Consider the following 25,615-nt stretch of genomic DNA (forward strand, 5'->3'; position numbering starts at 1 on the left):
CTCCTCCCATGTTGACAGAGGAGGAAAATGAGGGGTGTGAGTCGTCTCTGGTAAATTCTGGAGCGGACCAAGCGTCTAGTGAAAAAACACCTACGGAAAACCATGAAGTTACCCCCCCCCCCCCAATCCCGCACAAGATGCGCAACAAGATTTTATTATTGAAACGCAACAAGACCCCAAAGAACTATCTGAGCCTTGCAAAATAACACCCCAAAAAATCTCTTTTAATCCAGTGATTTTTAGAAAAATTAAAAGAAAACTCAACCACTTCATTGGAAATATTTTAGCTCGGACAGAAGTGTATAAGAATGTCGTGGCAAAATACGATGATCTCACCAAAAAATACGATGAACTCACAGGAAAATACGATGAACTCACCACAAAATACGATGAACTCACAGGAAAATACGATGAACTCACCACAAAATACGATGAACTCACAGGAAAATACGATGAACTCACCACAAAATACGAATCCTTATTGGCAAAAGAGGTAAACATCAAAGAGACTTTTTGGGAATCTCGTGCTGATAGCGAAAAAGAAGTGCTATTTTTAGAGCATTTTTACCTCACCAGCGTGTATGTGGCTACTACGGCAGGCTACTACCTCACGCCTAAGGGTGCTAAAACTTTTATAGACGCCACGGAGCGTTTTAAGATCATAGAGCCGGTGGATATGTTTATGAACAACCCCACTTACCATGATATTGCTAATTTTACCTATTTGCCTTGCCCTGTTTCTTTGAATAAGCATGCTTTCAATAGCACCATTCAAAATGCAAAAAAGCCTGATATTTCATTAAAGCCCCCTAGAAAATCCTATTATGATAATCTTTTTTATCATAAATTCAACGCTCAAAAGTGCTTAAAAGCCTTTAATAGATACAGCAAACAATACGCTCCTTTAAAAACCCCTAAAGAGAGTTAAAAAGAGCGGGCTTTATGTTAGAATAAGTCTTTTTATTTCAAAGGAGATTGCAATGAATTTAGACCAATTAGAAGTGAGCCATGACGCTAACGCTTTGTGCGTGGTGATTGAAATATCCAAGCATTCTAATATCAAATATGAATTGGATAAAGAAAGCGGGGCTTTAATGGTGGATAGGGTGCTTTATGGGGCGCAAAATTACCCCGCAAATTACGGCTTTGTGCCTAACACTTTAGGATCTGATGGCGACCCTGTAGATGCGCTTGTTTTAAGCGATGTGGCTTTTCAAGCCGGAAGCGTAGTGAAAGCGCGCTTGGTTGGGGTTTTGAACATGGAAGATGAAAGCGGAATGGATGAAAAATTACTCGCTCTACCCATAGATAAGATCGATCCCACGCATTCCTATGTCAAGGATATTGATGATTTATCCAAACACACTTTAGATAAAATCAAGCATTTTTTTGAAACTTACAAGGATTTAGAGCCTAATAAATGGGTGAAAGTCAAGGGGTTTGAAAACAAAGAGAGCGCGATTAAGGTTTTAGAGAAAGCGATAAAAGCCTATCAAGGCTAAAGATTTTTAAGGGTTTTGACTCAATTAAGCGATAAAAGCCCTTTTTAACGCTCTTTCAAAAAGGTTTTGTTCTCATTGAGTGTTGGCGTAAAATGGCTTTATAGCGGATTTTTGTATTAATCCCCCATAAAAAGCGCCAAAAACTACAATTTAACGATTTTAACCCCACTACCGCCTAAATTGATGGGAGCGTCGCTAAAGCTTACCACTTTAGGGTGGTTTTTTAAAAATTCTTTCACAAACTTTTCTAAAATTCCGCTCCCTTTGCCATGGCAAATAAGCACTTCTTCAAAGCCCCCTAAAAGCGCGTCGTTTAAAAAAGCGTCTAGTGAATCTAGGGCTTCTTCGCTGCGTTGTCCCCTTAAATCAAGGCGTAAGCTCGCTTTTTGGGGTTTAGGAATGGTTGTTTTAGGGGGTTTGAATTTGTTTTTAGGGGGTTTTTGGATTTTTTTCAACAAACTCCCATGCGCTTTTAAGCGCATGCCAAGCTCGGTTTCTATCCAATAATAGCCCTTGTCTAAAATTTGCACAATCAGCACGCTTTCATTTTTATAGCGCGCTTTTTCGTTAGTTTGAAAGCTCGTTATGATTTGTGGAATCTCTTGGTTTGTTTTATGCTTGTTTAAAATTTCGCTCGCTTTATGGATTTCTTTATGCATGGAGCTAGTATCTTTTGAAGCGACTTCGCTTTTTAAGAGATTTAGGGCTTGTTGGTAGGATTTTTCCAATTCCAATTTTTTATTGTGAAAGATTTCTTTTTGTTTTTCCATTTCTAAAAGCCATGCGTTTTTTAAATCTTCTTGCTCTTTTAAAGCGTTCTCTAAAAGTTCGTTTTTTTGCTTCAATTCCCTTTCTAACGCGCTGGAATTTTCAATCAAAACATTCAATTTTTCCTTATCTTCGCCATAGAAGGCTTTCGCTTTTTCAATCAAAAAATGCGGCACGCCGTAGCGCAAAGCGGTTTCAAACGCATAGCTTTTGCCAATAACCCCTTTTAAAAAAGTGTAAGTGGGCCGTTCTTTTTCTTCGTCATAAAGAGCGGCTAGTAATTCCACTTCCTTGTTTTCTGCCATTAACACGCTCAAGCGTTTGTGGTGCGTGGTGATAATGATTTGGTTGTTTTGTTTAAGCAATTTTTCCAACAGGGTTTTATACAAACTGCTCGCTTCATCAGCGTCAGTCCCTAGCTCAATTTCATCAACGCCTAAAAGCATGTTTTCTTTGGATAAAAGAGCGCTAAATTGCTTCATTCTGCCTGCAAAAGTAGAGATATTGTTCGCGCTGTTTTGGGGGTCGTTGATAATGGCGTGGATTTCTTTGAAATAGGGGATAATGGAATGATGGGCGTTGATTTTCATGGGAATAAGATTCTTACTCAAAAACGCCGCGCTTAAAAGCGATTTTAAGAGCATGGTTTTCCCGCCCGCATTCACGCCGGTAACAGCGAGCATGGATTTTTCAAACTTCAAATTTAAGGGCTTTGGCTCTTTTAAAATGGGGTGCGAAAAGTTTTCTAAAATCATTTTTTTTTGAGTAAAGCTTGGCATGACAAATTCTAAATTGTAGGCTTTAGCGAAATTAAGCCGGGCTTGCAAGCTGTCTAAAAAATCAAATTCTTTAAAAAGGAATTTTAAAAATAAAAGGTGTTTTTGCAAGCTATGGCTTAGAGTTTGACACATTTCAACAATACAGCAATCTATTTCATTATCAATTTGCGCGATTTTTTGCGCGATTTTTTGCGCGTTTTCAGGCAAAAGATAGAAATAGTCATTAGCGCTCCTTTCTAGCACAACGCCTTTAATCGCGCTAGAAAACCCGCTTTTCAATAAAAGGCATTCATAACCATGCTTAAGGTGGCTTTGCGTATCCACTAAATAAGGGGCAAGCTCTTTAGAGCGCGCGTAATGGTGAATGATTTTGGTGCTCTCTTTTTTAAGGCGGTTCAAACTTTCATTCAAAGCGTCTAGGGTAGCGTTAGCCCCTTGTTTGATTTTTCCCTCATCATCAAATAAAGCGATTAAATCATTAAAAAAAGGAGGCAGAACAATAGCGTTAAGGCGTTCATGAAATTTCAAATGCGTGAAAGTTTTGAAAGTGTTTTGTAAAATGACAATGTAGCGCAATCGTTTGACAATCTCAAAAATTTCATCTAAATGGAGCGTCCCTAATTTGGTGAGTTTGATGACAATAAGATCGCTTTCTTTCACGCTTTTAGGGGTAGGCAACCCGATCGCATCCACTTCGTTTAAATAAGTGAAAGTTTGTTTGAGATCGTTTTCTAAAATAATAGTATCTCTTTCTTTTGCAAAAAAGGTTTTAAAAAGAGCGATAAACTCTTTTAAATCCAGGCTTTCTTCTAGGGGTTTGGGTGGGGTATTATTATTATTCATTGGGGTTTATTGGGGGGTTCATTGGGGTTGGATTAAAGGATCTTTTTGAAGCGTCTGACAAGAATCCAAATCCACAAGAACGTCTTTCATAGGGGTTTGTTTTTTGCCTAAAAAGCTCAAAGTCCCGCTCACTAAATTAAAGGTTTGGTTATTCACTTTAATGCCTTTACACAACAAGGTGTCCCCCCTTAAAAACGCTCTTTGCAAAGCGATTTCTCGTTGGTTTTGTTGGTTTTGTTGGTAAGTATAAACGCTTATGCTCGCTCCTATAATCCCTACGATTAAAAAAGCTACAAGTTTTTGTTTGGGGCTTGCTAAACCAAAATCCCTTAAAACTAAAAACAATAAAACCAGCGTTAAAAATAAAACAACCACTGCACCCATCACATTTCGCCTCTCAATTGATAGGTAATATCCCCCGCTCCAAAGCCTATCACAAAGCCTTTTTGGATCGTTTCTACCACATCATCATTGACTAACAGCTCTAAAAAATCCCCCTTTTTACGCACCCTGTCTATAAAGGTGGGGTTATAATGCTTAAAATGGGCTTTCAAATCAATATCTCTTTTAACTTCACTCGCACTATAAACGGGTAAAATGATCAACCTGTCGCAATGCTCTAAAAAACATTTTTTAAACTCTTCTAAATTATCCATTAAGCGGGAGTATTTGTGTGCTTGCCAAATCACAATAATTTTTTCTTGCGTGTTCAATAAGTTAGCATAAATCCTAGCGCTTTTTAAAGTGGCGCTGATTTCAGTGGGGTGGTGGGCGTAATCATCAATGAGGATGAGCGCGTTTTTTTGCAAAATATCAAAGCGTTTTTTAATGCCTTTGAAATGCAATAAATTATTTCTAATTTCTTCTAAATCTAATTCATCTAAAGCGCTTAAAATCGCCAAACTCGCATTCGTGGCGTTATGTTCGCCTAACCCCCACACCAAAAAAACCCCCAAATCTTTCAATTCAAATGAAGTGTAAGGCTCGCCGTCTTTTAAAATGTATTGGATATTATAAATGTCTTTTTTTTCTAAAACAATAGCGTCTTTAGAATAGTTTTTTAAAAAAGGATCTTCTTTATAGATCACTCTTTTTTGGGCATGGTCTAAAAAATATTCATAAGCGAAGAAAAAACGCTCTAAATCGTGATCATAATGCTCCAAATGTTCTGGCTCTGTGTTAGGCACAATCGCAGCATAAGGGTTAGAAAATAAAAAACTTGAATCGCTCTCATCGGCTTCAAAAACCAAGCTATCATTCGCGCTCTCTCGCACATTGGAATCAAACTCTTTAGAATGCGCCCCAATAATCGCTCCAAAAAAGGGGAAAATCGCGCTCAACATGGCGGTGATACTGCTCTTTCCATGAGCCCCGCACACGCTAAAAACGCGCTTGTCTTTAAGGATAGAATACAAAGCGTCTTTACGAGATAAAATAGGGATTTCTAATTCCTTAGCCCTTTGTATTTCTGTATTGTCTTCTTTAATAATGGCTGAATGAATGATAGCATCTTGATTGTTAATCGCCTTTGGATCATGCGGGATATTGATTTCTACGCCTAAAGCTTTCAAATACTTAACGCTGGGGCTTATGGCAATATCAGAGCCGCTGATTGTAGCCCCTTGCGCTTTAAGGTATTTGGCTAAGCCTGAAATGCCAATCCCCCCTATACCGATGAAATGGATCTTGCAATCTTGCAGGTTTTTGAGTAAAACTTTTGGGGTTTCAAGCATGATTTTCTCGATAAGTTTCTATGATTTCTAAAGGCTTTTCTAAAAGGGGGGTGTCATAGACAAGGGCTAAACGCACGCAATCAGCGCCGATATAATTACGCCCTAAATATAAAGCCGGTAAAATCATAATGCCTTCGTTTTGATAAAGCGTTTTGGCAAAATTTTCGCCGTTTTGAACGGGCAGATACACATAAAAACTATAAGGATAAATGAGCGTGTCTTTAAAGATTTTTCGCGCCAGTTTCAAATTGTTTGCATAAATATTGCGGAAAAATTCTGCATGCGCATCATCTAGCCAAGCTATTTCACTAGCCTTTTGGATCGCATTAGCGCTCGTATAGCCTAAATAGGTGCGAAACGCTTTGTATTTTTCTAAAATGCTGCTATCTCCAGCGATAAAGCCACTCCTTAGCCCTGGAGCGCTGGAGCGTTTGGAGAGTGAATGGATCACTAAAACATTTTTAAACGCTTCATTACCAATAAGCATGCAAGCTTCTAAAAGCGAAGGGGGAGGCGTGTTTTCATAAATTTCACTATAGCATTCATCATTGATTAAAATAAAATCATGTTTTAAAGCGAGTTTAACCCAACTAATCAGCTCTTCTAAAGAAAGGGTTCTTCCGGTGGGGTTGTTAGGGGAATTTAAGATCACTAAATCCACTTCTTGCAACTCTTTTTCATTCAAGCTTGGAGTGAAACCGTTTTCTTTAGTTAAGGGCATTAAAAGGCTTTTGGCTCTAGCGAATTGGGCTGATCCTTCATAGATTTGATAAAAGGGGTTGGGGTAGGCGATAGTGGGGTTTTGATAGTCAAATAAAACAAAACTAGGAAAATTGAATAACACTTCTCTAGATCCTAGAGTGGAGACTAATTCGTTTTCTTTCAATTCTATCTTAAAACGGCGTTTAAAAAAACCTCTTTGAGCCTCCCTCAAACCCTCTTCAAACGCGCTTTTAGGGTAGATATTGAGCGAATGGGTGTGGCTTTTAAGAGCGTCTTGAATGAATTTGGGCGTTTCAAATCGTGGCTCGCCGATGCCTAAATCTAGCCCCTTTTTTTTAGGGGTGATTTCTTTAAACAAGGCTCTTAATCGTTCAAAAGGATAAGGCTCAAAGGTCATAGGGCTACTTTAATCTTAAAATGGAATAGTTAATCTTACCTAAAATTTAAGCGTTTATCATTCAAAGCGCTAAAAAAGAGCCAAAGAGAACATAAAAGAGAGAGCATAAAAGAGTATAATAGTGCATAAGAATTTAACTTAATGAAGAGGTTTGATGCTAGAAAATAGAGTTAAGACCAAGCAAATTTTTATCGGTGGCGTGGCCATAGGGGGTGGTGCTCCTATAAGCACGCAAAGCATGACCTTTAGTAAAACCGCTGATATTGAAAGCACTAAAAATCAAATTGACAGACTCAAACTCGCCGGGGCTGATTTAGTGAGGGTGGCGGTGAGTAATGAAAAGGACGCCCTAGCCTTAAAAGAATTGAAAAAAGTGTCTCCTTTGCCTTTAATCGCTGATATCCATTTCCATTATAAATTCGCTCTCATTGCCGCTCAAAGCGTGGATGCGATCAGGATTAATCCCGGAAACATCGGCTCTAAAGACAAGATCAAAGCGGTGGTTGATGCTTGTAAAGAAAAAAACATTCCTATAAGAATTGGCGTGAATGCCGGGAGTTTAGAAAAGCAGTTTGATCAAAAATACGGACCCACCCCAAAAGGCATGGTAGAAAGCGCTTTGTATAACGCCAAACTTTTAGAAGATTTGGATTTTACCAATTTTAAGATTTCTTTAAAAGCGAGCGATGTGATGCGCACCATAGAAGCTTACAGGATGCTACGCCCTCTTGTGATCTATCCTTTCCATTTGGGGGTTACTGAGGCGGGGAATCTTTTTAGCTCCAGTATCAAATCCGCCATGGCTTTAGGGGGGCTTTTAATGGAGGGCATTGGGGATACGATGCGCGTATCCATCACAGGGGAATTAGAAAATGAAATCAAAGTGGCTCGAGCGATTTTACGCCATAGCGGGCGTTTGAAAGAAGGGATCAATTGGATTTCTTGCCCCACTTGCGGGCGCATTGAAGCTAATTTAGTGGATATGGCGAGCAAGGTAGAAAAACGCTTAAGCCACATTAAAACCCCTTTAGACATCAGCGTGATGGGTTGCGTGGTGAATGCTTTGGGTGAAGCCAAGCATGCAGACATGGCGATCGCTTTTGGGAATCGCAGCGGTTTGATCATTAAGGAGGGTAAAGTCATTCACAAACTGGCTGAAAAGGATTTGTTTGAAACTTTTGTGATAGAAGTGGAAAATTTAGCTAAAGAAAGAGAAAAGAGTTTAAAGGATTAGGCATGATCAATAAGTTTAAAAATTTTGTGAGCAACTACCAGCAATCTAATAACTATAAAGAGCCTTTAGGCTTTGGCATTGCCAGAGTGGATATTGCCCCTATTTCCAAAAAGATTTTATGCGCCACTTACCCCGTTTTGAATTGGAAAGATGAAAATCTAGGCTCTTATGCGGTGTTTTGCAACTCGCTTTCCAAAGAAAAAATCCTAAAAGAGAGCGCGAGCGAGCGCGTCGTTGAGATTGATGAAAGTTTTGTGTTAAAAGCACTAGATTTTTATACGCCCTTTTTGAATGAAGCCTATTCTAATAAAATGGCTCATAAAAACATCCAAGTGGTTTTAGAGCTTTTAAAGGCTTTAGAAGAAAATCGTTTGAAAAATAATAATGGGGAGTCTCTTTATCGCTTGGTGATCTTGTATGAAGATAAGCCTTGCGAGAGCGTGGAGAGCGCGTATATGAAACTTTTAGCGCTTTCTTTAGGGAAAGCCCCTTTGAGGAGTTTGAATTTAGAGGGTATTTTTAACCAGCTTTCTAATACGGCTTGGAGCGGTAACAAGCCCTATGAATTAGAATGGCTTAGAACGAACGAAGTGGCTTTAAAAATGCGAGGCCATTTCCCTAGCATTGATTTTATAGATAAATTCCCGCGCTATTTGATGCAATTAATCCCTGAGTTTGATAATATCCGCTTATTGGATAGCTCAAAAACGCGCTTTGGGGCGTATTTAGGGACCGGTGGTTACACTCAAATGCCCGGAGCTAGTTATGTGAATTTTAACGCAGGGGCTATGGGAGTGTGCATGAATGAGGGGCGTATTTCTTCGTCAGTGGTGGTGGGAGCAGGCACTGATATTGGTGGGGGAGCGAGTGTTTTAGGCGTTTTAAGCGGAGGGAATAACAACCCTATTAGCATCGGGAAAAATTGTTTACTAGGGGCTAATAGCGTTACCGGAATTAGTTTAGGCGATGGCTGTATTGTGGATGCAGGCGTTGCCGTATTAGCCGGGAGCGTGATAGAAATTGAAGAAAATGAGTTTAAAAAGCTTTTAGAAGTGAATAGCGCTTTAGAAAAACATGCGAACAATCTTTACAAAGGCAAAGAGCTTTCCGGAAAAAATGGCGTGCATTTTCGTTCCAATAGCCAAAATGGTAAGCTGATTGCTTTTAGGAGCGTGAAAAAAATTGAGTTGAATCAAAACCTGCATTAAGGATGAAAAGAATGCTCAAAAAAAGTTTGTTATTGCTTGTTTTTTTAATTTTACAGCTTAGCGGCGCTGAAGAAAATAACCAAGCCCAAAAAAACACACCCCCTGAATTAAATCCCGCTAACGCTAAGGGCGCGCCAAACCCTAACACCCAGATCACCCCTAAAAACGATAACTCTAATCTGTTAGACAAATTAGGATCGCCTGAAAACGCTCAAACCGAGCTTTCTGCCGGTATTGATTTGGCTAAAAAGGGCGATTATCAAGGGGCTTTCAAGCTTTTTTCCCAATCGTGCGATAACGGCAATGCGGCCGGGTGTTTTGCAGTGGGAGCGATGTATGCTAATGGGGTAGGGATCCAAACCAACAGACTAAAAGCCGCTCGCTATTATGAAATGGGTTGCAGTGGGGGCGATGCGACCGCTTGCGCGAATTTAGCTCAAATGTATGAAAACAAAAAAAACGCTGATTCAAACGATAAAGAAAACGCTTTGCAATTGTATGCGGTGGCTTGTCAAGGGGGGGACATGCTCGCATGCAATAATTTGGGGTGGATGTTTGCTAATGGGAGTGGGGTCCCAAAAGATTATTACAAAGCGATAAGTTATTATAAATTTTCATGCGAAAATGGGAATGATATGGGGTGTTATAATCTGGGTTTGATGTCTAACGTGAATAATATTTATGGCATTGATAAAGCACAACTCAGTCAAGTGGATTTGAATTATTTGGCTTGTAACGCTGGGGATATGATGGGGTGCGCGAATTTAGGCTGGATTTATGCGAATGGGGATTTAGGGGCTCCTTTGAACAACCACTATGCGGCGAAATATTTCCAAATGGCATGCGATGGGGGGATTTTGGGGAGCTGTAACAATTTAGGCGTGCTGTATCAAAAGGGCTTAGGCGTGCCTCAAGACGATCAAAGGGCTTTGGATTTGTTCTCGTATGCGTGCGATAATGGTTTTGAGTCAAGCTGTCGTAATTACGGGAATTTTAAAGAGCATTTATTGCGCGTGAACCCTAATTACGGGCGCTTGTTCATGCCATACAATTCTTATGAGATACCCTAGTAATAGCAATTTTTTAAGGGGATAGGGGGGTATTTTGAAATCATTCTCGCCCTATAACTAAACCCTCTCTAAAGATCGCATTTTTAAGAGATTACTACTTGCTTTGCGCAAAGCTTTTTTATTTTTTTGAATTAATTCAGCCACAAATTGCGGTTTTTTCAAAAATTTAAGCTCTTTTTTTTTTTGATTTAATACTCGGTGTGATTTTAATCTTATTTAAAAGGAAAAGCGATGGAAGCGAAACAAAGCACCGTTAACAACTTTTTTGCCTTAACAGGCACGATATTTTCTATCCCTGTATACCAGAGGAACTACACTTGGGAAGAAGAAAATTGTGAAAAATTACTGCAAGATATTATCAGTATTTCTCAAAATAAAAAAACGCATTTCATGGGTTCTATCACTTATATTTTGCATCATATTGATGATGAAAAGAGCTTAAGACAACTGCAAGAATTTGTCATCATTGACGGGCAGCAAAGGATTACCACTCTCATGCTTTTGCTTAAAGCCATAGAGACAAAGATACCAAATGAAGAGGTAAAAAAAGAGATTGGTAATCTACTCAATTTTTCGGGACAAAAGCTGCGCTTAAAACCCATTAAAAGCGACAAAGAAGCCTTTGATCTGGTCATGCAAAATCGATCGCATGAAATACAAGGCGTATCACACATTAGGAACAACTATAAATTTTTCACCAAAGAGCTTGACAATTATATCAGCAAAGGGTATCGCATAGAAGAGATTTATGGCGCGTTTTTGCGGCTCAAAATCGTAGCCATAGGCTTAGAGTTAGGCGAAGATGATCCGCAAGTGGTGTTTGAGAGCATCAACGCTACCGGCGTGCAATTAAAAGGGCTGGATCTCATCCGCAACTATCTGATGATGGGGGAAAATTCTGACAGACAGAAACATCTTTATGACAATTATTGGGTTCCTTTAGAAAATTGGCTTGGCGAAGATAATTTGAATGATTTTATCAAAACCTATTTGAGAATCTATTTTGAGGATAGACTTAAAGAGGGAGAGCGTGAAGTGTATTACGCGCTAAAAGACCACCACAGAGACAATTTCCCTAACGATATACAAGGTCTTATGAAGGATATGCGTGAGTATGGGAGGATCTATCAAATCTTTTTAGACAGAGATCATTATTTTTTACATCGTGGAGACCCGCAGCAGTTAGCGAATTTACGCCTGCGCATTAAAGATCTTGTGAAGATCAAATTTGGCGTGGCAAAGCCCTTTATTTTGCGTTGCACCAGAGACTTTGAAGAAGGCAAATTGGATTATGAAAACTTCTGCGAAATTTTGCAAATCCTTATCAGCTACTTCGTGCGCCGGAGCGTGTGCGGGGATCCTGCCCCTGCACTTGCTGAACTTCTTTATTCTTTATACAGACAGCTAGGGGAAGATGTTTCAGCCGATGCATTGAAGCGGTATTTGGGCAAGAGCGTTGGACGAACGGTGTTCCCTAATGACGATAAAATTAAAGCGGCGTTTCTTGTGCGTAACGCTTATGCAGCAAATCAAGTGTGCAAATTCATTTTGCTTGAGATAGAAAAATTGAGTAACGCTGAACCGCCCAAAGAAGAGAATTTAGAAGTGGAGCATTTCTACCCCAAAACCCCCACCCAAGAATGGCGCGACATGGTGGGGGACTATTTCACTTTTGAGCAAGACTATCTCAATAATTTTGGGAATCTAACCCTATCAGGGCAAAATCAAAGGCTTGGCAACAAATCTTACGAGGCAAAAATTGCGCTTATGGAAGAATACAGCTCCTTGCATTTAAACGACTATTTTATCAATAACACCCATTCTTGGGGGATAGAGGAAGTGAGAGCCAGGAGCGAATATTTAGCGGATCAATTCTGTCAAGTGGGGTTGTTTAAAGATTTGCCTAAAGAATACCGCACAAGAGAGATTAGTAAAACCCTTGATGATGACTTAACTAATCATAATCTTCAAAGCGTTAAGCTCCCCAATCATGAAAGGAAAACAGCAAGAAACGCTAAGGAATTGGCTAGCACTGTCATAGACTACTTGCTAGAAAACGCCAGAGAAGCCTTTGAAAGCTACACAGACGATGAATCTCAAAAATATATTTGTTGGGATAAGGCAAAAGCGCAATTAAGGGATAGAGATGGCACTTTGGTTGTGCCTTTTGAAAAATACGGATTCTACTTTGTAAGCAATGCAAGTTATCAAACCGTGGGCAGTAATCTTAGGGATCTTATCTTAGGCTGCGAGCTTAATCCCAGAGACTTTATTGTGGGATAAACAAGCCCCCCAAAGCCCCCCAAAGAAATGGGGGGGTTAAAAAACCCTTATTTTGAAATCACTTGCCAAAAGCTTGGTGCAAATGCGTGGTTAGGGAGTTGAGATACTGCTCTACTTGGGGGTTTTTCACCACATCGTTGCAAATAAAAGTGGGCAACGCTGAAAGCCCTAAAAATTGGAACGCTTTATGCAAATGCAAATACACAACATCCACACCCACCCCTTCAAAAAATTCGTTAGGATCAGTAAAGGCTTCAATGGGAGCATTCCAGGTCAAGCTTAACATGTATTTTTTGCCTTGCATCAAGCCTCCTTTCCCGTAGTTTTTAGTGGGGTTTTGCGAGCTTCTGCCATCGCTAGCATAAAGCTTCCCATACCCTGCACTAAAGACTTCATCAATGTATTTTTTCACAATCCAAGGCTCTCCCATCCACCAGCCAGGCATTTGCCAAATTGTTGCATCAGCGCTAACGATCTTTTCCACCTCTTGGCTATGATCATAGCCCTTATCCACGATTGTGGTATCCACTTCTAGCCCCAAAGATTCTAGAGTCTTTTTTGCATGGTGGGTCAAGGTTTCATTGAGTTTCCCTCCAGAGCTCCCGAACGCTTTGCCCCCATTAATGATGAGTACTTTTTTCATTTTGTTCCTTTTTTAATAAAATAGGGGGGAATTCTATCCAAATGAAACTTAAGATTAAAGAAATTCCCTCAATCTCAATAAAAGCTAAAAAACAATCCATTGCAACTGTATTATTTTTATTATGTTAAGATAATGAAAATTTCTAATTAAGGAGCGATCATGTTCTACGATGAAAAAAAGACCTATCAAAAGATTGAAGAACGCCTTGATATAATCCGTTCGTTTAACGCTCACAACGAGCATAAAAACTTGCAAGAGGAGTTTAAAGGGGCGGGAATTTCTAGGCGCGATTTATTGAAGTGGGCGGGCATGATGAGTACAGCGTTAGCCTTGCCGGCCAGTTTTGCTCCCTTGACTTTGAAAGCGGTGGAAGTGGCTAACAGATTGCCCGTGATTTGGTTGCACATGGCAGAATGCACCGGTTGTAGCGAGAGCTTGTTAAGGAGCGCAGACCCCACCATTGATAGCATTATCTTTGATTACATCAACCTAGAATACCATGAGACCATTATGGTAGCGAGCGGTTTTCAAGCTGAAAAAAGCTTGCATGACGCCATAGAAAAGCATAAAAACAATTACATTTTAATGGTAGAAGGCGGTATCCCCCAAGGCACAGAATACTTCCTCACTCAAGGCCCAAACGCTGAAACGGGAGCTGAAGAGTGCAGGAAAGCCGCTCAATACGCAGCCGCTATTTTTGCCATAGGCACATGCTCAAGTTTTGGGGGCGTTCAAGCGGCTTACCCTAACCCTTCTAACGCGCAACCCTTGCATAAAATCATTGATAAACCCGTGATTAATGTTCCCGGTTGTCCGCCTAGTGAAAAAAATATCGTGGGCAATGTGCTTTATTACTTGATGTTTGGGGCCCTCCCTAAACTTGATGCCTATAACCGCCCCTCTTGGGCTTATGGGAACAGGATCCATGATTTGTGCGAAAGGAGAGGGCATTTTGATGCGGGCGAGTTTGTGGAACATTTTGGCGATGAAAACGCTAAAAGGGGCTTTTGTTTGTATAAAATGGGCTGTAAAGGGCCTTACACTTTCAACAATTGCTCCAAACTCCGCTTCAATTCACACACTTCTTGGCCCATAGGCGCAGGGCATGGGTGCATAGGGTGTTCTGAGCCTAATTTTTGGGATACGATGAGTCCTTTTGAAGAGCCTTTAGCGAATCGTTCCATTAAAACCGCCTTTGACGGCTTAGGGGCTGATAAAGTAGCGGATAAAGTAGGCACGACTTTATTGAGCGCAACCGCTATTGGCATTGTCGCGCATGCGCTCCTTTCTAAAGCGATCAAAAACAAAGAGTAAGGGATTAACATGTCAAAAAAAATCGTAGTCGATCCTATCACTAGGATTGAGGGGCATTTAAGGATTGAAGTGATCGTAGATGATGATAATGTGATCACTGATGCGTTTTCTTCTTCTACGCTTTTTAGGGGGCTAGAAACGATCATTAAAGGCAGAGATCCACGAGATGCAGGCTTTATCGCTCAAAGGATTTGCGGGGTATGCACTTATTCGCATTATAAGGCCGGTATCACGGCAGTAGAAAACGCTCTAGGCATCACCCCCCCATTAAACGCACAACTGGTGCGATCTTTGATGAACATGGCGTTGCTTTTTCACGATCATGTGGTGCATTTTTATACTTTGCATGGGCTTGATTGGTGCGATATTATGAGCGCCTTAAAAGCCGATCCCATTCAAGCGGCAAAACTTTCTTTCAAATACAGCCCTTATCCCATCAATACCGGTGCCGGTGAATTAAAAGCGGTTCAAAAACGCTTGAGCGATTTCGCTAAAGGTGGATCGTTAGGGCCTTTCAGTAATGGCTATTACGGGCATAAAACCTATCGTTTAAGTCCAGAACAAAATTTAATCGTCTTAAGCCACTACCTCAAGCTTTTGGAAATCCAAAGGGAAGCGGCGAAAATGACCGCTATTTTTGGGGCCAAACAGCCTCACCCACAAAGCCTAACGGTGGGGGGTGTTACGAGTGTTATGGATATATTGGACCCGACTAGATTGGCTGAATGGAAGAGCAAGTTTGAAGTGGTGGCCAATTTCATCAACCATGCTTACTACCCGGATTTGGTGATGGCAGGCGAAATGTTCGCTAACGAACAATCTGTTATTAAAGGCTGCGGCTTAAGGAATTTTATCGCTTATGAAGAAGTGTTGCTCGGGAAGGATAAATACCTTTTGAGTAGCGGGGTGGTGCTTGATGGGGATATTTCTAAACTGCACCCCATTGATGAGAGTTTGATTAAAGAAGAAGTTACGCATTCTTGGTACCAATACGAAGACACTAAAGAAGCTCAACTCCATCCTTATGACGGGCAAACGAACCCGCATTATACCGGTTTAAAAGACGGCGAGAGCGTGGGGATTGAAAATAAAATCATCCCTGCTAAAGTGCTTGACACTAAAAATAAATATTCTTGGATAAAATCGCCTAGATACGATAGTAAGCCCATGGAAGTAGGCCCTTTAAGTTCTGTGGTGGTCGGTTTAGCGGCGAAAAACCCTTATGTTACTGAGGTGGCCACTAAGTTTTTAAAAGACACTAAACTGCCTTTAGAGGCGTTGTTTTCAACGCTTGGGCGCACGGCTGCAAGGTGTATTGAGGCTAAGACAATCGCTGATAATGGCCTTTTGGCGTTTGATGCGTTAGTGGAAAATCTAAAAAGCGATCAAAGCACTTGCGCTCCTTATCACATTGATAAAAATCAAGAATACAAAGGGCGTTACATTGGTCAAGTGCCAAGGGGCATGCTAAGCCATTGGGTGCGTATTAAAAACGGCGTGGTGGAAAATTATCAAGCGGTGGTGCCTTCTACTTGGAATGCGGGGCCTAGAGATTCTCAAAATCAAAGGGGGGCTTATGAAATGAGCTTGATTGGCACTAAAATCGCTGATTTAACCCAGCCTTTAGAAATCATTAGGACCATCCATTCTTTTGACCCATGTATCGCATGCTCAGTGCATGTGATGGATTTTAAAGGGCAGTCTTTAAACGAGTTTAAAGTAGAGCCTAATTTCGCTAAATTCTAAAAAGGGTTATGCATGGATAAAATGAATAAGGTCGTTTTACACAAAGAATATTCCGGTTTTGTGCGCTTTTTCCATTGGGTTAGGGCTTTGAGTATTTTTGCTTTAATCGCTACGGGGTTTTACATCGCTTACCCTTTTTTGCAACCTAATTCCAGCTTTTATAAAGGGGTGTATCTTTTACAAGCTTATGTGCGTTCTTTTCATGTCATGTTTGGGTTTTTGCTCATTAGCGCATTAATCTTTAGAACCTATCTTTTTTTCACTAAAGAAAGCTTAACAGAACGCAGGAGTTTTAGCCAACTTTTAAGCCCAAAAGCTTGGATCGATCAGATGAAAGCGTATTTTCTTATCAGCGGCAAACCCCACACTAAAGGATTGTATAACCCTATCCAACTCGTGGCTTATTTCACTTTGGTTGTTTTGATCGTATTGATGAGTTTGAGCGGGATAGTGCTGTATTATAATGTCTATCATGCGGGGCTTGGGGCGTTTTTAGGGAGCGCTTTTAAGTGGTTTGAAGCGCTTTGTGGGGGGTTAGCGAATGTTCGTTTTATCCACCACTTAGCGACTTGGGGGTTTATCTTGTTTGTCCCTGTGCATGTTTATATGGTGTTTTTCCATTCTATCAGGTATGATAGTTCAGGGGCGGATTCTATGATTAATGGCTATGGTTACACCAAAGAATGAGTCAAAAAATCCTAATTTTAGGCATTGGCAATATCCTTTTTGGCGATGAAGGGATTGGGGTGCATCTAGCCCACTACCTTAAAAAGAATTTTTCTTTTTTCCCTAGCGTGGATATTATAGATGGGGGGACAATGGCTCAGCAACTCATTCCTTTAATCACTTCGTATGAAAAGGTTTTGATTTTGGATTGCGTGAGCGCTAAAGGCGTTGAAATTGGATCAGTCTATGCTTTTGATTTTAAGGACGCTCCTAAAGAAATCACATGGGCTGGGAGCGCGCATGAGGTGGAAATGCTGCACACTTTAAGGCTCACGGAGTTTTTAGGGGATTTGCCTAAAACTTTTATCGTGGGGCTTGTGCCTTTTGTGATAGGGAGCGAGACCACTTTCAAACTTTCAAGCGAAATTTTAAACGCTTTAGAAACAGCCTTAAAAGCCATAGAAACCCAACTCAACGCATGGGGAGTTCAAATGCAACGCACCGATCATATCGCTTTAGAGTGTATCGCTGAACTCTCTTATAAGGGTTTTTGAATTGGTGTTTGTCTTTCTTTTTAAATGCGTTAATGAAAAAACAAGCCTGAATTTTACGCCCCTTTTAGAGCAAATGGCACTCCATTTGCAAGCACGTTTTTATAGCGTTTATAAGGATAATACGACTTCTTTCTACCTCCAAGCGAGCGCTGAAACCACTTTAGAGTTCGCGCAAAAATTAAGCGAAATTCTGCCCTTTTCTTTAGATTTTAGCTTTTTGTCTTTAAAGGAAATCACAGAGCCTTTAGATGAAAATCTTTTCCAAACAACAAGCCTTTCAAAGCCCCTTTTTATGAACGCTAAAGAGCATCAAGATTTTTTAGACAAAAATTCATCTTTGTATGCCAATGCGTTAGGTTTTGTCAAAAATACCGCTTTTAAGGGGGTTATAATCCATAGCCCTAAAGAGCTTATAGATTGCTTAACCCAATTAAAAAGCATGCTCAAAACACAAGATTTTATCCCTATTCACACTTCTAGGGGGGCGTTATCCCTTTCTTTAAAAAATCCCTCTCCAAGCGTTATTTTTAGCGATCTTTCTAGCGTTTTGAGTTGCACTAAATTGTCTTTAGAAGACGCTAAATATTTAGCGAGTTTGGAAAAACCCTCTATCAAAGCCCCTTTAAAAAGCGTCTTTAAGGACACTTTTAAAAACGATGAAATCATAGCCCAACTACCCTTTGACCCCATATTGAATTTATTGTGCCGTATTTTACAAGATGAGGGTATAGAATTTGTTTTTATGCATGAAAGCCGTTCTTGTGAAGCGCTGTTACATTATGAAGCGCTTTTTAAAACCCCTAAACGCTTGATCACGCCCACTAAAAAATTCGTGCTAGAAAATAATTTTTCTACCCTTCCCTTTAAAGATGAATTAGAGTTTTTAAGCGCAACCCCCAATTCTATCGTTTTATATTTCAGTTTCAAGCGCCCTACAAGGTTGTTATTGCATGCTAATGGTTCTTTAAAAACGCTTTTAAGCGTTAGTTTTGATTTCAACCAATCGTTTAACCTCCTCAAACAAGATGAAAAAGCCTCCAGAATGCTACAAAACTACGCGGCTAAATTCCCTGATTTTTACGCACGCATTTTAGAGCTTTCTCAATACAATCTAGGGGGCGCGAATTTATTGGATTTTTTTCAAATTTTGGGGTTTGTTTTGGGTTATAGCGAGGATTTTTGCGCACAGAGCGTTATTTCTTTGGCCAAAGAATGCTTACGCCCTAAAGGCCCTAGGATTGATTATAAAATCCTTAAAGACGATTCTTTTAAAATGGCTTTAAACTTTTCAAAAATCATGCATAGTGCGATGAGTTTCAGGCTTGCAGGCGTGGAAAATGAAATCTTGAGTTTGGGGATTTTGGACTCTTTAGCGGAGTTTTTAGGGAATTTCATTTGGGATAATGCACAGAATTTTAGCGTCCAAGAAGTAACGATCGCTGGGGATTTCTTTGGCGAAAAAGTGTTTTTGGATTTGTTTGTGCAATATTTCCCCAAAACCCTAACCCTTAAAACGCATGCGTTTTTGGATTATGAATAAGGACTTAAAAGCGGATATGTATCATCAACCCGCCGTCCATGTATTGGGTTTTTTTGCTTTTAGTCCTTTCAAAATAAGGCCCAAAAGACAGAGTTTTATTGAAATTAACAACCGGCATGCTCACCCCTTCGGCGATATTGTTTTTAGCGAGTTGTTTGTAAAACTTTTTATCGCTTTTTTTATAGCTTTTAAGGGTAGGGCTTTTTTCTAAATTGATGCCTTCTAAAGCACTATTTTTAGTGAAATCATAAAGCTTTTTGTTGTTTTTAGCCTCGGTTTCTAACCCATGGTTTTTATGGAGTTCGTAAAACTTTTTACTGCTTTTTTTTTCGCTTTTAGCCTCGGTTTCTAAACCCGCTGCGAACGCACTACTATAAACCACAAACGATACAAGAAATAAATTTTTAACTATACGCATAAGATCTCCTCTTATATAGTCTTTTTCTACCACACCACCCTAGCATGTTAGAAATAACCATTAGAAAACACAAGCACGTTTGAGTGAAAACACCAACACCACCGCACTCGCTAAAGCCATTCAATCAATAAAAAGCGTAGGGGAAGTATCCAGGCGCTCCATACCCATAAGACCCATAAGGCATAAGACCTGATCCATAAGGCATGAAACCATAGGGCATGTAATAATAAGGCATGTAATAGCCTCCATACATCCCGTTTTGCATGGGCGAATTGAGATTATCCACTGAATTGTAAAAGCCGTTTAAAGAGCCATAAGCGTTATAATTAGTGAAACGATTAACTAAAGGCGTGGTGTGCGCATCAATGGTGGCGTTTTCTTGTTGGATGGCCTTTTCTTCTCTGGCGACTTCTTGGGCTTTAGTTTCTTTAGGATCTTTAACTAGCACTTCTTCTATAGGCACATTCGCCCCACAAGCGCTTAACACATAGGCTAAAAAGCCAGCGTTTAAAAAAAGAATGATTTTAGAGAGGTGAGCGGATGGGGTGGGTAAAAAAGTTTTATTATTTTGATGCATTGGGATTTCCTAAATTTAAAAATAACTAAAGATTAACATGTTTTTAATTTAATGTTGGTTAAGTGGTGGTTTTGTGGCTATTTCATTTTAATTTTGTTTTCCATTAAAACCCAATAACTAAAATCTTATTTTTATGATAAACTACCTAATCATAATATCAAATCTTAAACCAAAGAAAAACCATGAAAAAAACCCTTTTACTCTTTCTGTCTTTCTCGTTTTGGCTCCACGCTGAAAGGAATGGATTTTATTTAGGTTTGAATTTTGCAGAAGGAAGCTATATTAAAGGACAAGGCAGTATCGGCGAAAGAGCTTCAGCAGAAAACGCCTTAAATCAAGCGATCAATAACGCAAAAAATTCAGTATTCCCCAACCAAAACACAAAAGCCATAAGAGATGCGCAAAACGCCTTAAATGAAGTGAAAGATTCAACAAAAATCGCTAACCGATTCGCAGGAAATGGTGGATCGGGCGGTCTTTTTAATGAACTCAGCTTTGGGTATAAATATTTTTTGGGTAAAAAAAGGATTATAGGGTTTAGGCACTCTCTTTTTTTCGGTTACCAACTTGGTGGTGTTGGTTCTGTTCCTGGCAGCGGTTTAATCGTTTTTTTACCCTATGGTTTCAATACGGATTTGCTCATTAATTGGACTAACGATAAGCGAGCGTCTCAAGAATATGTTAAACGAAGGGTAAAAGGGCTTTCTATATTTTATAAAGATATGACCGGCAGAACGCTAGACGCTAACACATTAAAAAAAGCATCAATGCATGTATTTAGAAAATCTTCAGGGCTTGTGATTGGCATGGAACTAGGGGCTAGCACTTGGTTTGCAAGTAACAATCTCACCCCTTTCAATCAAGTCAAGAGCCACACGATTTTTCAGTTACAAGGAAAATTTGGCGTTCGTTATAATAGCGATGAATACGATATTGATCGCTATGGCGATGAAATATATCTTGGGGGTTCTAGTGTTGAATTAGGGGTTAAAGTGCCCGCTTTTAAAGTCAATTACTATAGCGATAATTATGGGGATAAATTGGATTATAAAAGAGTGGTGAGCGTTTATCTTAACTATACATATAACTTTAAAAACAAACATTAAAAACATGCTTTTTATCGATCTTTGATTGTTTGTCTTAAACATGCTTTTTGAGTATTTTTACCAACGCTTTATTGAAACAAAGCCTTAGTTTGAAACTCTTCATAGCCTTTTTTTCTCAATTGGCATGCCGGGCATTCATTGCAGCCATAACCATAAGCATGCAAAATCTTTCGTTCTCCTTGATAGCAGGTGTGCGTTTCTTTGATGACTAAATCCAAAACGCCCAAATCTTTAGCCATTTGAAATTCTTGCGCTTTATTCAAAAACATTAAAGGCGTTAGGATTTTAATCGCCGTGTTTGAGCCTAAATTTAGGGCATGCTCAATGCTTTTAATAAAATCTTCTTTACAATCCGGATAGCCGCTAAAATCCGCTTGCGAAACCCCTAAAGCGATGTTACTAGCCCCTATTTTTTGCGCGTAAGAATGCAAAAGGGTGATAAAAATAGCGTTACGATTAGGCACAAAAGAATTGGGTAAATCTTTATTTTGTGCATGCGAATGCCCTATTAAATCGTTAGAGTTTTTAAAAAGTGCGGAGCGGGTGATATTTTCTAAAAAATCTAATGGGATGATTTCATAAGGGAGTTGTAAAAGAGAAGCGATTTTTTGAGCGCATTCTAATTCCACAGAGTGTTTTTGTGCGTAATCAAACCCCACTAAACAGACTTTTTTAAAACGCTTTTTCGCCCATACAGCCAAAGTGGTGCTGTCTTGCCCGCCGCTAAAACCGATCACGCAAATTTCTTGTTCCATCAACATTCCTTAAAAATTCTAAAAAGATATAATAACACAAAGAAATTTTAAGAGTAAAAAGCGTGTTTGAGTTAGAAAAAGAATTAAAAGAATTGTTTGACATTTATGAAAAATCCCCTTATGAGCTTTACTTGGTAGGGGGGTGCGTGCGCGATTATTTAATGGGAATTACGCCTAAAGATTACGATTTAACCTCAAACGCTTTAGTCAATGAAAGTAAAGAGCTTCTTTTAAAGCACCATTTTAGGGTGCTAGAAACCGGCATCAAACATGGCACGATCACGGCTCTTAAAAACCATCAAAGCTATGAAATCACAACCTTTAGAATTGAAAAAGGGCATATCAAGCACCGAAAGCCTAAAGAATTGGTTTTTAGCGCTCGTTTAACAGACGATTTAAAGCGGCGCGATTTTAGCATGAACGCGATCGCTTATAGCCCTACAAAAGGACTGATTGATCCTTTTAAAGGGCAGAATGCGATTGAAAATCAAACGATTGAATGCGTGGGGGAAGCGCGATTGAGATTTTTTGAAGACGCTTTAAGGATTTTAAGAGCGTTGCGATTTAGCGCGACTTTAGGCTTTAAGATAGCGCCAAGCACCAAAAGAGCGGTTTTTGCATGTAAGGATTTGTTAAAACACCTTTCTAAAGAACGCTTACAAAGCGAATTAAATAAGCTTCTTATGGGGAAAAACGCCTATGAAGTGGCTAAAGAATATCAAGAAATTTTAGAGTTGGTTATTCAAGAGAAAATAGAAAATTTAGGGTTTTTAAAAAACGCACCTTTCAATTTGGAATTAAGATTATTAGGGTTTTTTAAAGATCAAAAAAGTTTAGAAAATCTACGATACCCTAAAAAAACATGTGTTTTATTTTCAAAAGCTAAAGAATGCCACAAAGCTTTTTTAAATATTCATAACAAAACAGAGTTAAAATTTTTATTGAAAAACTACGATTTAGAGCCTTTTAATTTGGCTTTAGATTTTTATGCGCTCAAAAACCCCAAACACGCTTTAAAAATTAAAAGCTTGTTAAAAGAAATATTTAACGCTAACGAACCTTTTAAAAAAGAACACCTAGCCCTTAAGGGCGGCGCGCTCCAAAGCTTGGGTTACCAACACCAAAAAATCGGCGAAATTTTAAACGCATGCCTAAATTTAGTCATCGCCAACCCTAAAAACAACGCTTTAGAATGGCTGATAAAATGGGTTAAAGATCATTATTTACCTAATGATGCTATAAACTTTCCGCAAATAGGCGGAAAAAATTAAAAAATTGGATATGGCAGCCGTTTATCATTATTTAGAAAAAGGAGAACGTTAAAATGGACAGAGAACAAGTGGTTGCTTTACAGCACCAACGATTCGCTACGAAAAAATACGATCCCAATCGCCGTATTTCCCAAAAGGATTGGGAAGCGTTGGTTGAAGTGGGGAGATTAGCCCCTTCTTCAATCGGGCTTGAGCCATGGAAAATGCTTTTATTAAAAAATGAACGCATGAAAGAAGATTTAAAACCGATGGCCTGGGGGGCGCTTTCTAGTTTAGAGGGAGCGAGCCATTTTGTCATTTATCTTGCGCGAAAAGGCGTTACTTATGACAGCGATTACGTTAAAAAAGTGATGCATGAGGTTAAAAAAAGGGATTATGACACTGATTCTAGGTTCGCTCAAATCATCAAAAATTTCCAAGAGAATGATATGAAATTGACTGACGAACGATCCTTGTTTGATTGGGCTAGCAAGCAGACTTATATCCAAATGGCGAACATGATGATGGCAGTGGCCATGTTAGGGATTGATTCTTGCCCGATTGAAGGGTATGATCAAGAAAAAGTGGAGGCTTATTTAGAGGAAAAAGGCTATCTAAACACGGCAGAATTTGGCGTGTCGGTAATGGCTAGTTTTGGTTATCGCAATCAAGAAATCACCCCTAAAACCCGCTGGAAGACAGAAGTTATTTATGAAGTGATTGAATAAAAACGCTTTTAGCTTTTTGATAACCAATCATAAAAAGCTTGGCGTTAGCCAAGTGCTAATCTCTTGAATAATGCTTATTCATGTTAAAAACAGAACTACTTTCCATAAGCACAATTAAGTATTCTTTAGGTATAATCAAAAACTATTTTTAAATAAAGGGTTTTTATGCTTCGTTTTGCGCCTTCGCCTACAGGGGATATGCACATAGGGAATTTAAGGGCAGCCATTTTCAACTACATTGTGGCTAAACAGCAACACAAACCCTTTCTCATTCGCATTGAAGACACAGACAAAGAGCGCAACATTGAAGGCAAAGATCAGGAAATTTTAGAGATTTTAAAGCTTATGGGGATAAGCTGGGACAAGCTCGTGTATCAAAGCCATAACATAGATTATCACAGAGAGATGGCAGAAAAATTACTGAAAGAACATAAAGCGTTTTATTGTTATGCGAGCGCGGAGTTTTTAGAAAGAGAAAAAGAAAAAGCCAAAAACGAGAAACGCCCTTTCAGGTATTTAGACGAGTGGGCCACTTTAGAAAAAGACAAAAACCATGCCCCTGTGGTGCGTTTAAAAGCCCCAAATCATGCGGTGTCTTTCAACGATGCGATTAAAAAAGAAGTGAGATTTGAGCCTGATGAATTGGATTCTTTTGTGCTTTTGAGAAAAGATAAAAGCCCTACTTATAATTTCGCTTGTGCATGCGATGATTTGCTCTATGAAATCAGTCTGATCATTAGAGGCGAAGATCATGTGAGTAACACCCCCAAACAGATCTTAATCCAGCAAGCTTTAGGCTCCAATAATCCCATTGTTTATGCGCATTTGCCCATTATTTTAGATGAAGTAAGCGGTAAAAAGATGAGCAAAAGAGACGAAGCGTCCAGCGTGAAATGGCTTTTGAATCAAGGGTTTTTACCGGTTGCGATCGTAAATTATCTCATCACTATCGGCAATAAAGTGCCTAAGGAAGTTTTTAGCCTTGATGAAGCGATAGAATGGTTTGATTTAGAAAAACTTTCTAGTTCCCCGGCTCATTTTAATTTAAAATATTTAAAACACTTAAACCACGAGCATTTAAAGCTTTTAGACGATAAAAAGTTATTAGAACTCACTTCAATAAAAGATAAAAACCTCTTAGGGCTTTTAAGATTGTTTATAGAAGAATGCGGCACGCTTTTAGAATTGAAAGAAAAAATTTCGTTGTTTTTAGAGCCAAAAGATATTGTTAAAACTTACGAAAATGAAGATTTTAAAGAGCGTTGTTTAGCGCTTTTTAACGCCTTAAAAAGCATGGATTTTCAAGCGTATAAGGATTTTGAAAGTTTTAAGAAAGAAGCCATGCGATTAAGCCAGCTTAAAGGTAAGGATTTTTTCAAACCTTTGCGCATTCTTTTAACCGGGAACTCGCATGGCGTTGAATTGCCTTTGATTTTCCCCTATATCCAAAGCCACTATCAAGAAGTTTTAAGGCTCAAAGCATGATCTTTTCTACCCTTATTAATGCGGTAGCGGTGATTTTAAGCTCGCTCATTACGATTTATATGTGGGTGGTGATCATTTATTCGCTTATTGGCTTTGTGCAACCTAACCCTAATAACCCCATCATGCAAATCCTCGCTCGCTTGTGTGAGCCGGTGTTTTATTTTTTACGCTCTAAATTCAAGCTTGTGTTTAACGGGTTGGATTTCTCTCCTTTAGTGGTGGTCATTGTGCTGAAATTTTTAGATTTAACCCTTATTCAGTGGCTTTTCATGCTTGCTAAAAACCTTTAAAGA

Annotated in this window: 24 protein-coding genes and 1 pseudogene; 17 read left to right on the forward strand and 8 right to left on the reverse strand. The window is 39.3% G+C overall.

Annotated elements, in window-relative coordinates; translation table 11 throughout:
• Positions 1 to 68: 68 nt before the first annotated feature.
• From FIM44_RS08560 to ppa, 3 genes and pseudogenes are all read left to right on the forward strand, one after another.
• A pseudogene (locus FIM44_RS08560) lies at positions 69 to 206 on the forward strand (glycosyltransferase family 25 protein); the annotation flags it as partial.
• 26 nt (positions 207 to 232) lie between these two features.
• Complete coding sequence (locus FIM44_RS02235) at positions 233 to 928, forward strand: glycosyltransferase family 25 protein (protein ID WP_238699884.1); 696 nt, start codon at positions 233 to 235, stop codon at positions 926 to 928.
• 52 nt (positions 929 to 980) lie between these two features.
• Positions 981 to 1,502 (forward strand): inorganic diphosphatase, encoded by a 522-nt coding sequence (ppa, locus tag FIM44_RS02240; RefSeq protein ID WP_001047013.1) that lies wholly within the window; start codon positions 981 to 983, stop codon positions 1,500 to 1,502.
• A 143-nt stretch (positions 1,503 to 1,645) separates the two neighbouring features.
• Here the strand turns inward: ppa and FIM44_RS02245 are convergent, their stop codons facing one another.
• From FIM44_RS02245 to FIM44_RS02260, 4 genes are read right to left on the reverse strand one after another with little or no spacing between them, the layout of a single operon-like run.
• On the reverse strand, positions 1,646 to 3,892 hold the full coding sequence (locus FIM44_RS02245; RefSeq protein WP_140578907.1) for an endonuclease MutS2: 2,247 nt from the start codon (positions 3,890 to 3,892) through the stop codon (positions 1,646 to 1,648).
• Positions 3,893 to 3,910: 18 nt separating this feature from the next.
• On the reverse strand, positions 3,911 to 4,276 hold the full coding sequence (locus FIM44_RS02250; protein WP_000501487.1) for a hypothetical protein: 366 nt from the start codon (positions 4,274 to 4,276) through the stop codon (positions 3,911 to 3,913).
• Entirely contained in the window at positions 4,276 to 5,625 is a 1,350-nt protein-coding gene (gene murC, locus FIM44_RS02255; RefSeq protein ID WP_140578909.1) for a UDP-N-acetylmuramate--L-alanine ligase, read from the reverse strand. The genes FIM44_RS02250 and murC overlap by 1 nt, the downstream gene beginning before the upstream one ends.
• On the reverse strand, positions 5,618 to 6,745 hold the full coding sequence (locus FIM44_RS02260) for a succinyldiaminopimelate transaminase (protein WP_140578911.1): 1,128 nt from the start codon (positions 6,743 to 6,745) through the stop codon (positions 5,618 to 5,620). Before FIM44_RS02260 ends, murC begins: the two co-directional genes overlap by 8 nt.
• 154 nt (positions 6,746 to 6,899) lie before the next feature.
• On the opposite strand from FIM44_RS02260, the gene ispG reads away from it, so the two are divergent.
• The 4 genes from ispG to FIM44_RS02280 all read left to right on the forward strand — a co-directional run bounded on the left by ispG (position 6,900) and on the right by FIM44_RS02280 (position 12,540).
• The gene (gene ispG / locus FIM44_RS02265; RefSeq protein WP_140578913.1) at positions 6,900 to 7,979 is read left to right on the forward strand and encodes a flavodoxin-dependent (E)-4-hydroxy-3-methylbut-2-enyl-diphosphate synthase; all 1,080 of its coding nucleotides are present in this window, start codon (positions 6,900 to 6,902) and stop codon (positions 7,977 to 7,979) included.
• 2 nt (positions 7,980 to 7,981) lie between these two features.
• Positions 7,982 to 9,187: a 2,3,4,5-tetrahydropyridine-2,6-carboxylate N-succinyltransferase gene (locus FIM44_RS02270; protein WP_140578914.1), complete on the forward strand. Its 1,206-nt coding sequence runs from the start codon at positions 7,982 to 7,984 to the stop codon at positions 9,185 to 9,187.
• Between the two features lie 11 nt (positions 9,188 to 9,198).
• Complete coding sequence (locus FIM44_RS02275; protein ID WP_128058672.1) at positions 9,199 to 10,257, forward strand: tetratricopeptide repeat protein; 1,059 nt, start codon at positions 9,199 to 9,201, stop codon at positions 10,255 to 10,257.
• Positions 10,258 to 10,488: 231 nt separating this feature from the next.
• Positions 10,489 to 12,540 (forward strand): DUF262 domain-containing protein, encoded by a 2,052-nt coding sequence (locus FIM44_RS02280; RefSeq protein WP_140578916.1) that lies wholly within the window; start codon positions 10,489 to 10,491, stop codon positions 12,538 to 12,540.
• 58 nt (positions 12,541 to 12,598) lie between these two features.
• Here the strand turns inward: FIM44_RS02280 and mdaB are convergent, their stop codons facing one another.
• The gene (gene mdaB / locus FIM44_RS02285) at positions 12,599 to 13,183 is read right to left on the reverse strand and encodes an NADPH:quinone oxidoreductase MdaB (protein WP_140519697.1); all 585 of its coding nucleotides are present in this window, start codon (positions 13,181 to 13,183) and stop codon (positions 12,599 to 12,601) included.
• 159 nt (positions 13,184 to 13,342) lie between these two features.
• Here mdaB and FIM44_RS02290 point away from each other — a divergent pair, with 159 nt between their 5' ends.
• Genes FIM44_RS02290 through hydE form a run of 5 tightly spaced genes read left to right on the forward strand, consistent with a single transcriptional unit; the run spans position 13,343 to position 19,003 of the window.
• Positions 13,343 to 14,497 carry a hydrogenase 1 small subunit gene (locus FIM44_RS02290; protein WP_140519699.1) on the forward strand — a complete coding sequence of 385 codons (1,155 nt, stop codon included), beginning with the start codon at positions 13,343 to 13,345 and terminating at the stop codon, positions 14,495 to 14,497.
• Between the two features lie 9 nt (positions 14,498 to 14,506).
• The gene (locus FIM44_RS02295; RefSeq protein ID WP_140578918.1) at positions 14,507 to 16,243 is read left to right on the forward strand and encodes a nickel-dependent hydrogenase large subunit; all 1,737 of its coding nucleotides are present in this window, start codon (positions 14,507 to 14,509) and stop codon (positions 16,241 to 16,243) included.
• Positions 16,244 to 16,255: 12 nt separating this feature from the next.
• A complete protein-coding gene (cybH, locus tag FIM44_RS02300; protein WP_140519702.1) occupies positions 16,256 to 16,930 on the forward strand; it encodes a Ni/Fe-hydrogenase, b-type cytochrome subunit in 675 nt (224 codons plus the stop codon).
• Positions 16,927 to 17,463, forward strand: coding sequence for a hydrogenase biosynthesis protein HydD (gene hydD / locus FIM44_RS02305; protein WP_140578920.1), 537 nt, complete (start codon positions 16,927 to 16,929; stop codon positions 17,461 to 17,463). The genes cybH and hydD overlap by 4 nt, the downstream gene beginning before the upstream one ends.
• A gap of 1 nt (position 17,464) precedes the next feature.
• Positions 17,465 to 19,003 (forward strand): hydrogenase biosynthesis protein HydE, encoded by a 1,539-nt coding sequence (hydE, locus tag FIM44_RS02310; protein WP_140578922.1) that lies wholly within the window; start codon positions 17,465 to 17,467, stop codon positions 19,001 to 19,003.
• A 4-nt stretch (positions 19,004 to 19,007) separates the two neighbouring features.
• Here hydE and FIM44_RS02315 read toward each other — a convergent pair whose 3' ends face one another.
• Positions 19,008 to 19,421, reverse strand: a complete 414-nt coding sequence (locus tag FIM44_RS02315) for a hypothetical protein (protein ID WP_194148677.1) — start codon at positions 19,419 to 19,421, stop codon at positions 19,008 to 19,010.
• A 124-nt stretch (positions 19,422 to 19,545) separates the two neighbouring features.
• Positions 19,546 to 19,998 carry a hypothetical protein gene (locus tag FIM44_RS02320; RefSeq protein ID WP_140578926.1) on the reverse strand — a complete coding sequence of 151 codons (453 nt, stop codon included), beginning with the start codon at positions 19,996 to 19,998 and terminating at the stop codon, positions 19,546 to 19,548.
• Positions 19,999 to 20,180: 182 nt separating this feature from the next.
• Between FIM44_RS02320 and oipA the strand changes: the two genes are divergently transcribed.
• Complete coding sequence (gene oipA, locus FIM44_RS02325) at positions 20,181 to 21,104, forward strand: outer inflammatory protein OipA (protein ID WP_140578928.1); 924 nt, start codon at positions 20,181 to 20,183, stop codon at positions 21,102 to 21,104.
• A 68-nt stretch (positions 21,105 to 21,172) separates the two neighbouring features.
• Here oipA and queC read toward each other — a convergent pair whose 3' ends face one another.
• On the reverse strand, positions 21,173 to 21,859 hold the full coding sequence (gene queC / locus FIM44_RS02330; RefSeq protein ID WP_140578930.1) for a 7-cyano-7-deazaguanine synthase QueC: 687 nt from the start codon (positions 21,857 to 21,859) through the stop codon (positions 21,173 to 21,175).
• A gap of 62 nt (positions 21,860 to 21,921) precedes the next feature.
• Here queC and FIM44_RS02335 point away from each other — a divergent pair, with 62 nt between their 5' ends.
• From FIM44_RS02335 to FIM44_RS02350, 4 genes are all read left to right on the forward strand, one after another.
• The gene (locus FIM44_RS02335) at positions 21,922 to 23,130 is read left to right on the forward strand and encodes a CCA tRNA nucleotidyltransferase (protein WP_140578932.1); all 1,209 of its coding nucleotides are present in this window, start codon (positions 21,922 to 21,924) and stop codon (positions 23,128 to 23,130) included.
• A 53-nt stretch (positions 23,131 to 23,183) separates the two neighbouring features.
• On the forward strand, positions 23,184 to 23,837 hold the full coding sequence (gene frxA, locus FIM44_RS02340; RefSeq protein WP_140578934.1) for an NAD(P)H-dependent flavin oxidoreductase FrxA: 654 nt from the start codon (positions 23,184 to 23,186) through the stop codon (positions 23,835 to 23,837).
• 165 nt (positions 23,838 to 24,002) lie between these two features.
• Positions 24,003 to 25,322 (forward strand): glutamate--tRNA ligase, encoded by a 1,320-nt coding sequence (gene gltX / locus FIM44_RS02345; protein WP_140578936.1) that lies wholly within the window; start codon positions 24,003 to 24,005, stop codon positions 25,320 to 25,322.
• Positions 25,319 to 25,612, forward strand: coding sequence for a YggT family protein (locus tag FIM44_RS02350; protein WP_140578938.1), 294 nt, complete (start codon positions 25,319 to 25,321; stop codon positions 25,610 to 25,612). The genes gltX and FIM44_RS02350 overlap by 4 nt, the downstream gene beginning before the upstream one ends.
• Positions 25,613 to 25,615 lie beyond the last annotated feature (3 nt).

This window comes from Helicobacter pylori (assembly GCF_006440215.1).
GTDB lineage: Bacteria > Campylobacterota > Campylobacteria > Campylobacterales > Helicobacteraceae > Helicobacter > Helicobacter pylori_CS.

Coding starts and splice junctions, on each gene's coding strand:
- murC (WP_140578909.1), bottom strand. CDS start 5,625: ATGCTTGAAACCCCAAAAGTTTTACTCAAAAACCTGCAAGATTGCAAG.
- FIM44_RS02320 (WP_140578926.1), bottom strand. CDS start 19,998: ATGCATCAAAATAATAAAACTTTTTTACCCACCCCATCCGCTCACCTC.
- FIM44_RS02245 (WP_140578907.1), bottom strand. CDS start 3,892: ATGAATAATAATAATACCCCACCCAAACCCCTAGAAGAAAGCCTGGAT.
- FIM44_RS02270 (WP_140578914.1), top strand. CDS start 7,982: ATGATCAATAAGTTTAAAAATTTTGTGAGCAACTACCAGCAATCTAAT.
- FIM44_RS02290 (WP_140519699.1), top strand. CDS start 13,343: ATGTTCTACGATGAAAAAAAGACCTATCAAAAGATTGAAGAACGCCTT.
- ppa (WP_001047013.1), top strand. CDS start 981: ATGAATTTAGACCAATTAGAAGTGAGCCATGACGCTAACGCTTTGTGC.
- FIM44_RS02280 (WP_140578916.1), top strand. CDS start 10,489: ATGGAAGCGAAACAAAGCACCGTTAACAACTTTTTTGCCTTAACAGGC.
- ispG (WP_140578913.1), top strand. CDS start 6,900: ATGCTAGAAAATAGAGTTAAGACCAAGCAAATTTTTATCGGTGGCGTG.
- FIM44_RS02260 (WP_140578911.1), bottom strand. CDS start 6,745: ATGACCTTTGAGCCTTATCCTTTTGAACGATTAAGAGCCTTGTTTAAA.
- oipA (WP_140578928.1), top strand. CDS start 20,181: ATGAAAAAAACCCTTTTACTCTTTCTGTCTTTCTCGTTTTGGCTCCAC.
- hydD (WP_140578920.1), top strand. CDS start 16,927: ATGAGTCAAAAAATCCTAATTTTAGGCATTGGCAATATCCTTTTTGGC.
- FIM44_RS02250 (WP_000501487.1), bottom strand. CDS start 4,276: ATGGGTGCAGTGGTTGTTTTATTTTTAACGCTGGTTTTATTGTTTTTA.
- frxA (WP_140578934.1), top strand. CDS start 23,184: ATGGACAGAGAACAAGTGGTTGCTTTACAGCACCAACGATTCGCTACG.
- queC (WP_140578930.1), bottom strand. CDS start 21,859: ATGGAACAAGAAATTTGCGTGATCGGTTTTAGCGGCGGGCAAGACAGC.
- FIM44_RS02275 (WP_128058672.1), top strand. CDS start 9,199: ATGCTCAAAAAAAGTTTGTTATTGCTTGTTTTTTTAATTTTACAGCTT.
- FIM44_RS02295 (WP_140578918.1), top strand. CDS start 14,507: ATGTCAAAAAAAATCGTAGTCGATCCTATCACTAGGATTGAGGGGCAT.
- gltX (WP_140578936.1), top strand. CDS start 24,003: ATGCTTCGTTTTGCGCCTTCGCCTACAGGGGATATGCACATAGGGAAT.
- FIM44_RS02350 (WP_140578938.1), top strand. CDS start 25,319: ATGATCTTTTCTACCCTTATTAATGCGGTAGCGGTGATTTTAAGCTCG.
- FIM44_RS02315 (WP_194148677.1), bottom strand. CDS start 19,421: ATGCGTATAGTTAAAAATTTATTTCTTGTATCGTTTGTGGTTTATAGT.
- cybH (WP_140519702.1), top strand. CDS start 16,256: ATGGATAAAATGAATAAGGTCGTTTTACACAAAGAATATTCCGGTTTT.
- mdaB (WP_140519697.1), bottom strand. CDS start 13,183: ATGAAAAAAGTACTCATCATTAATGGGGGCAAAGCGTTCGGGAGCTCT.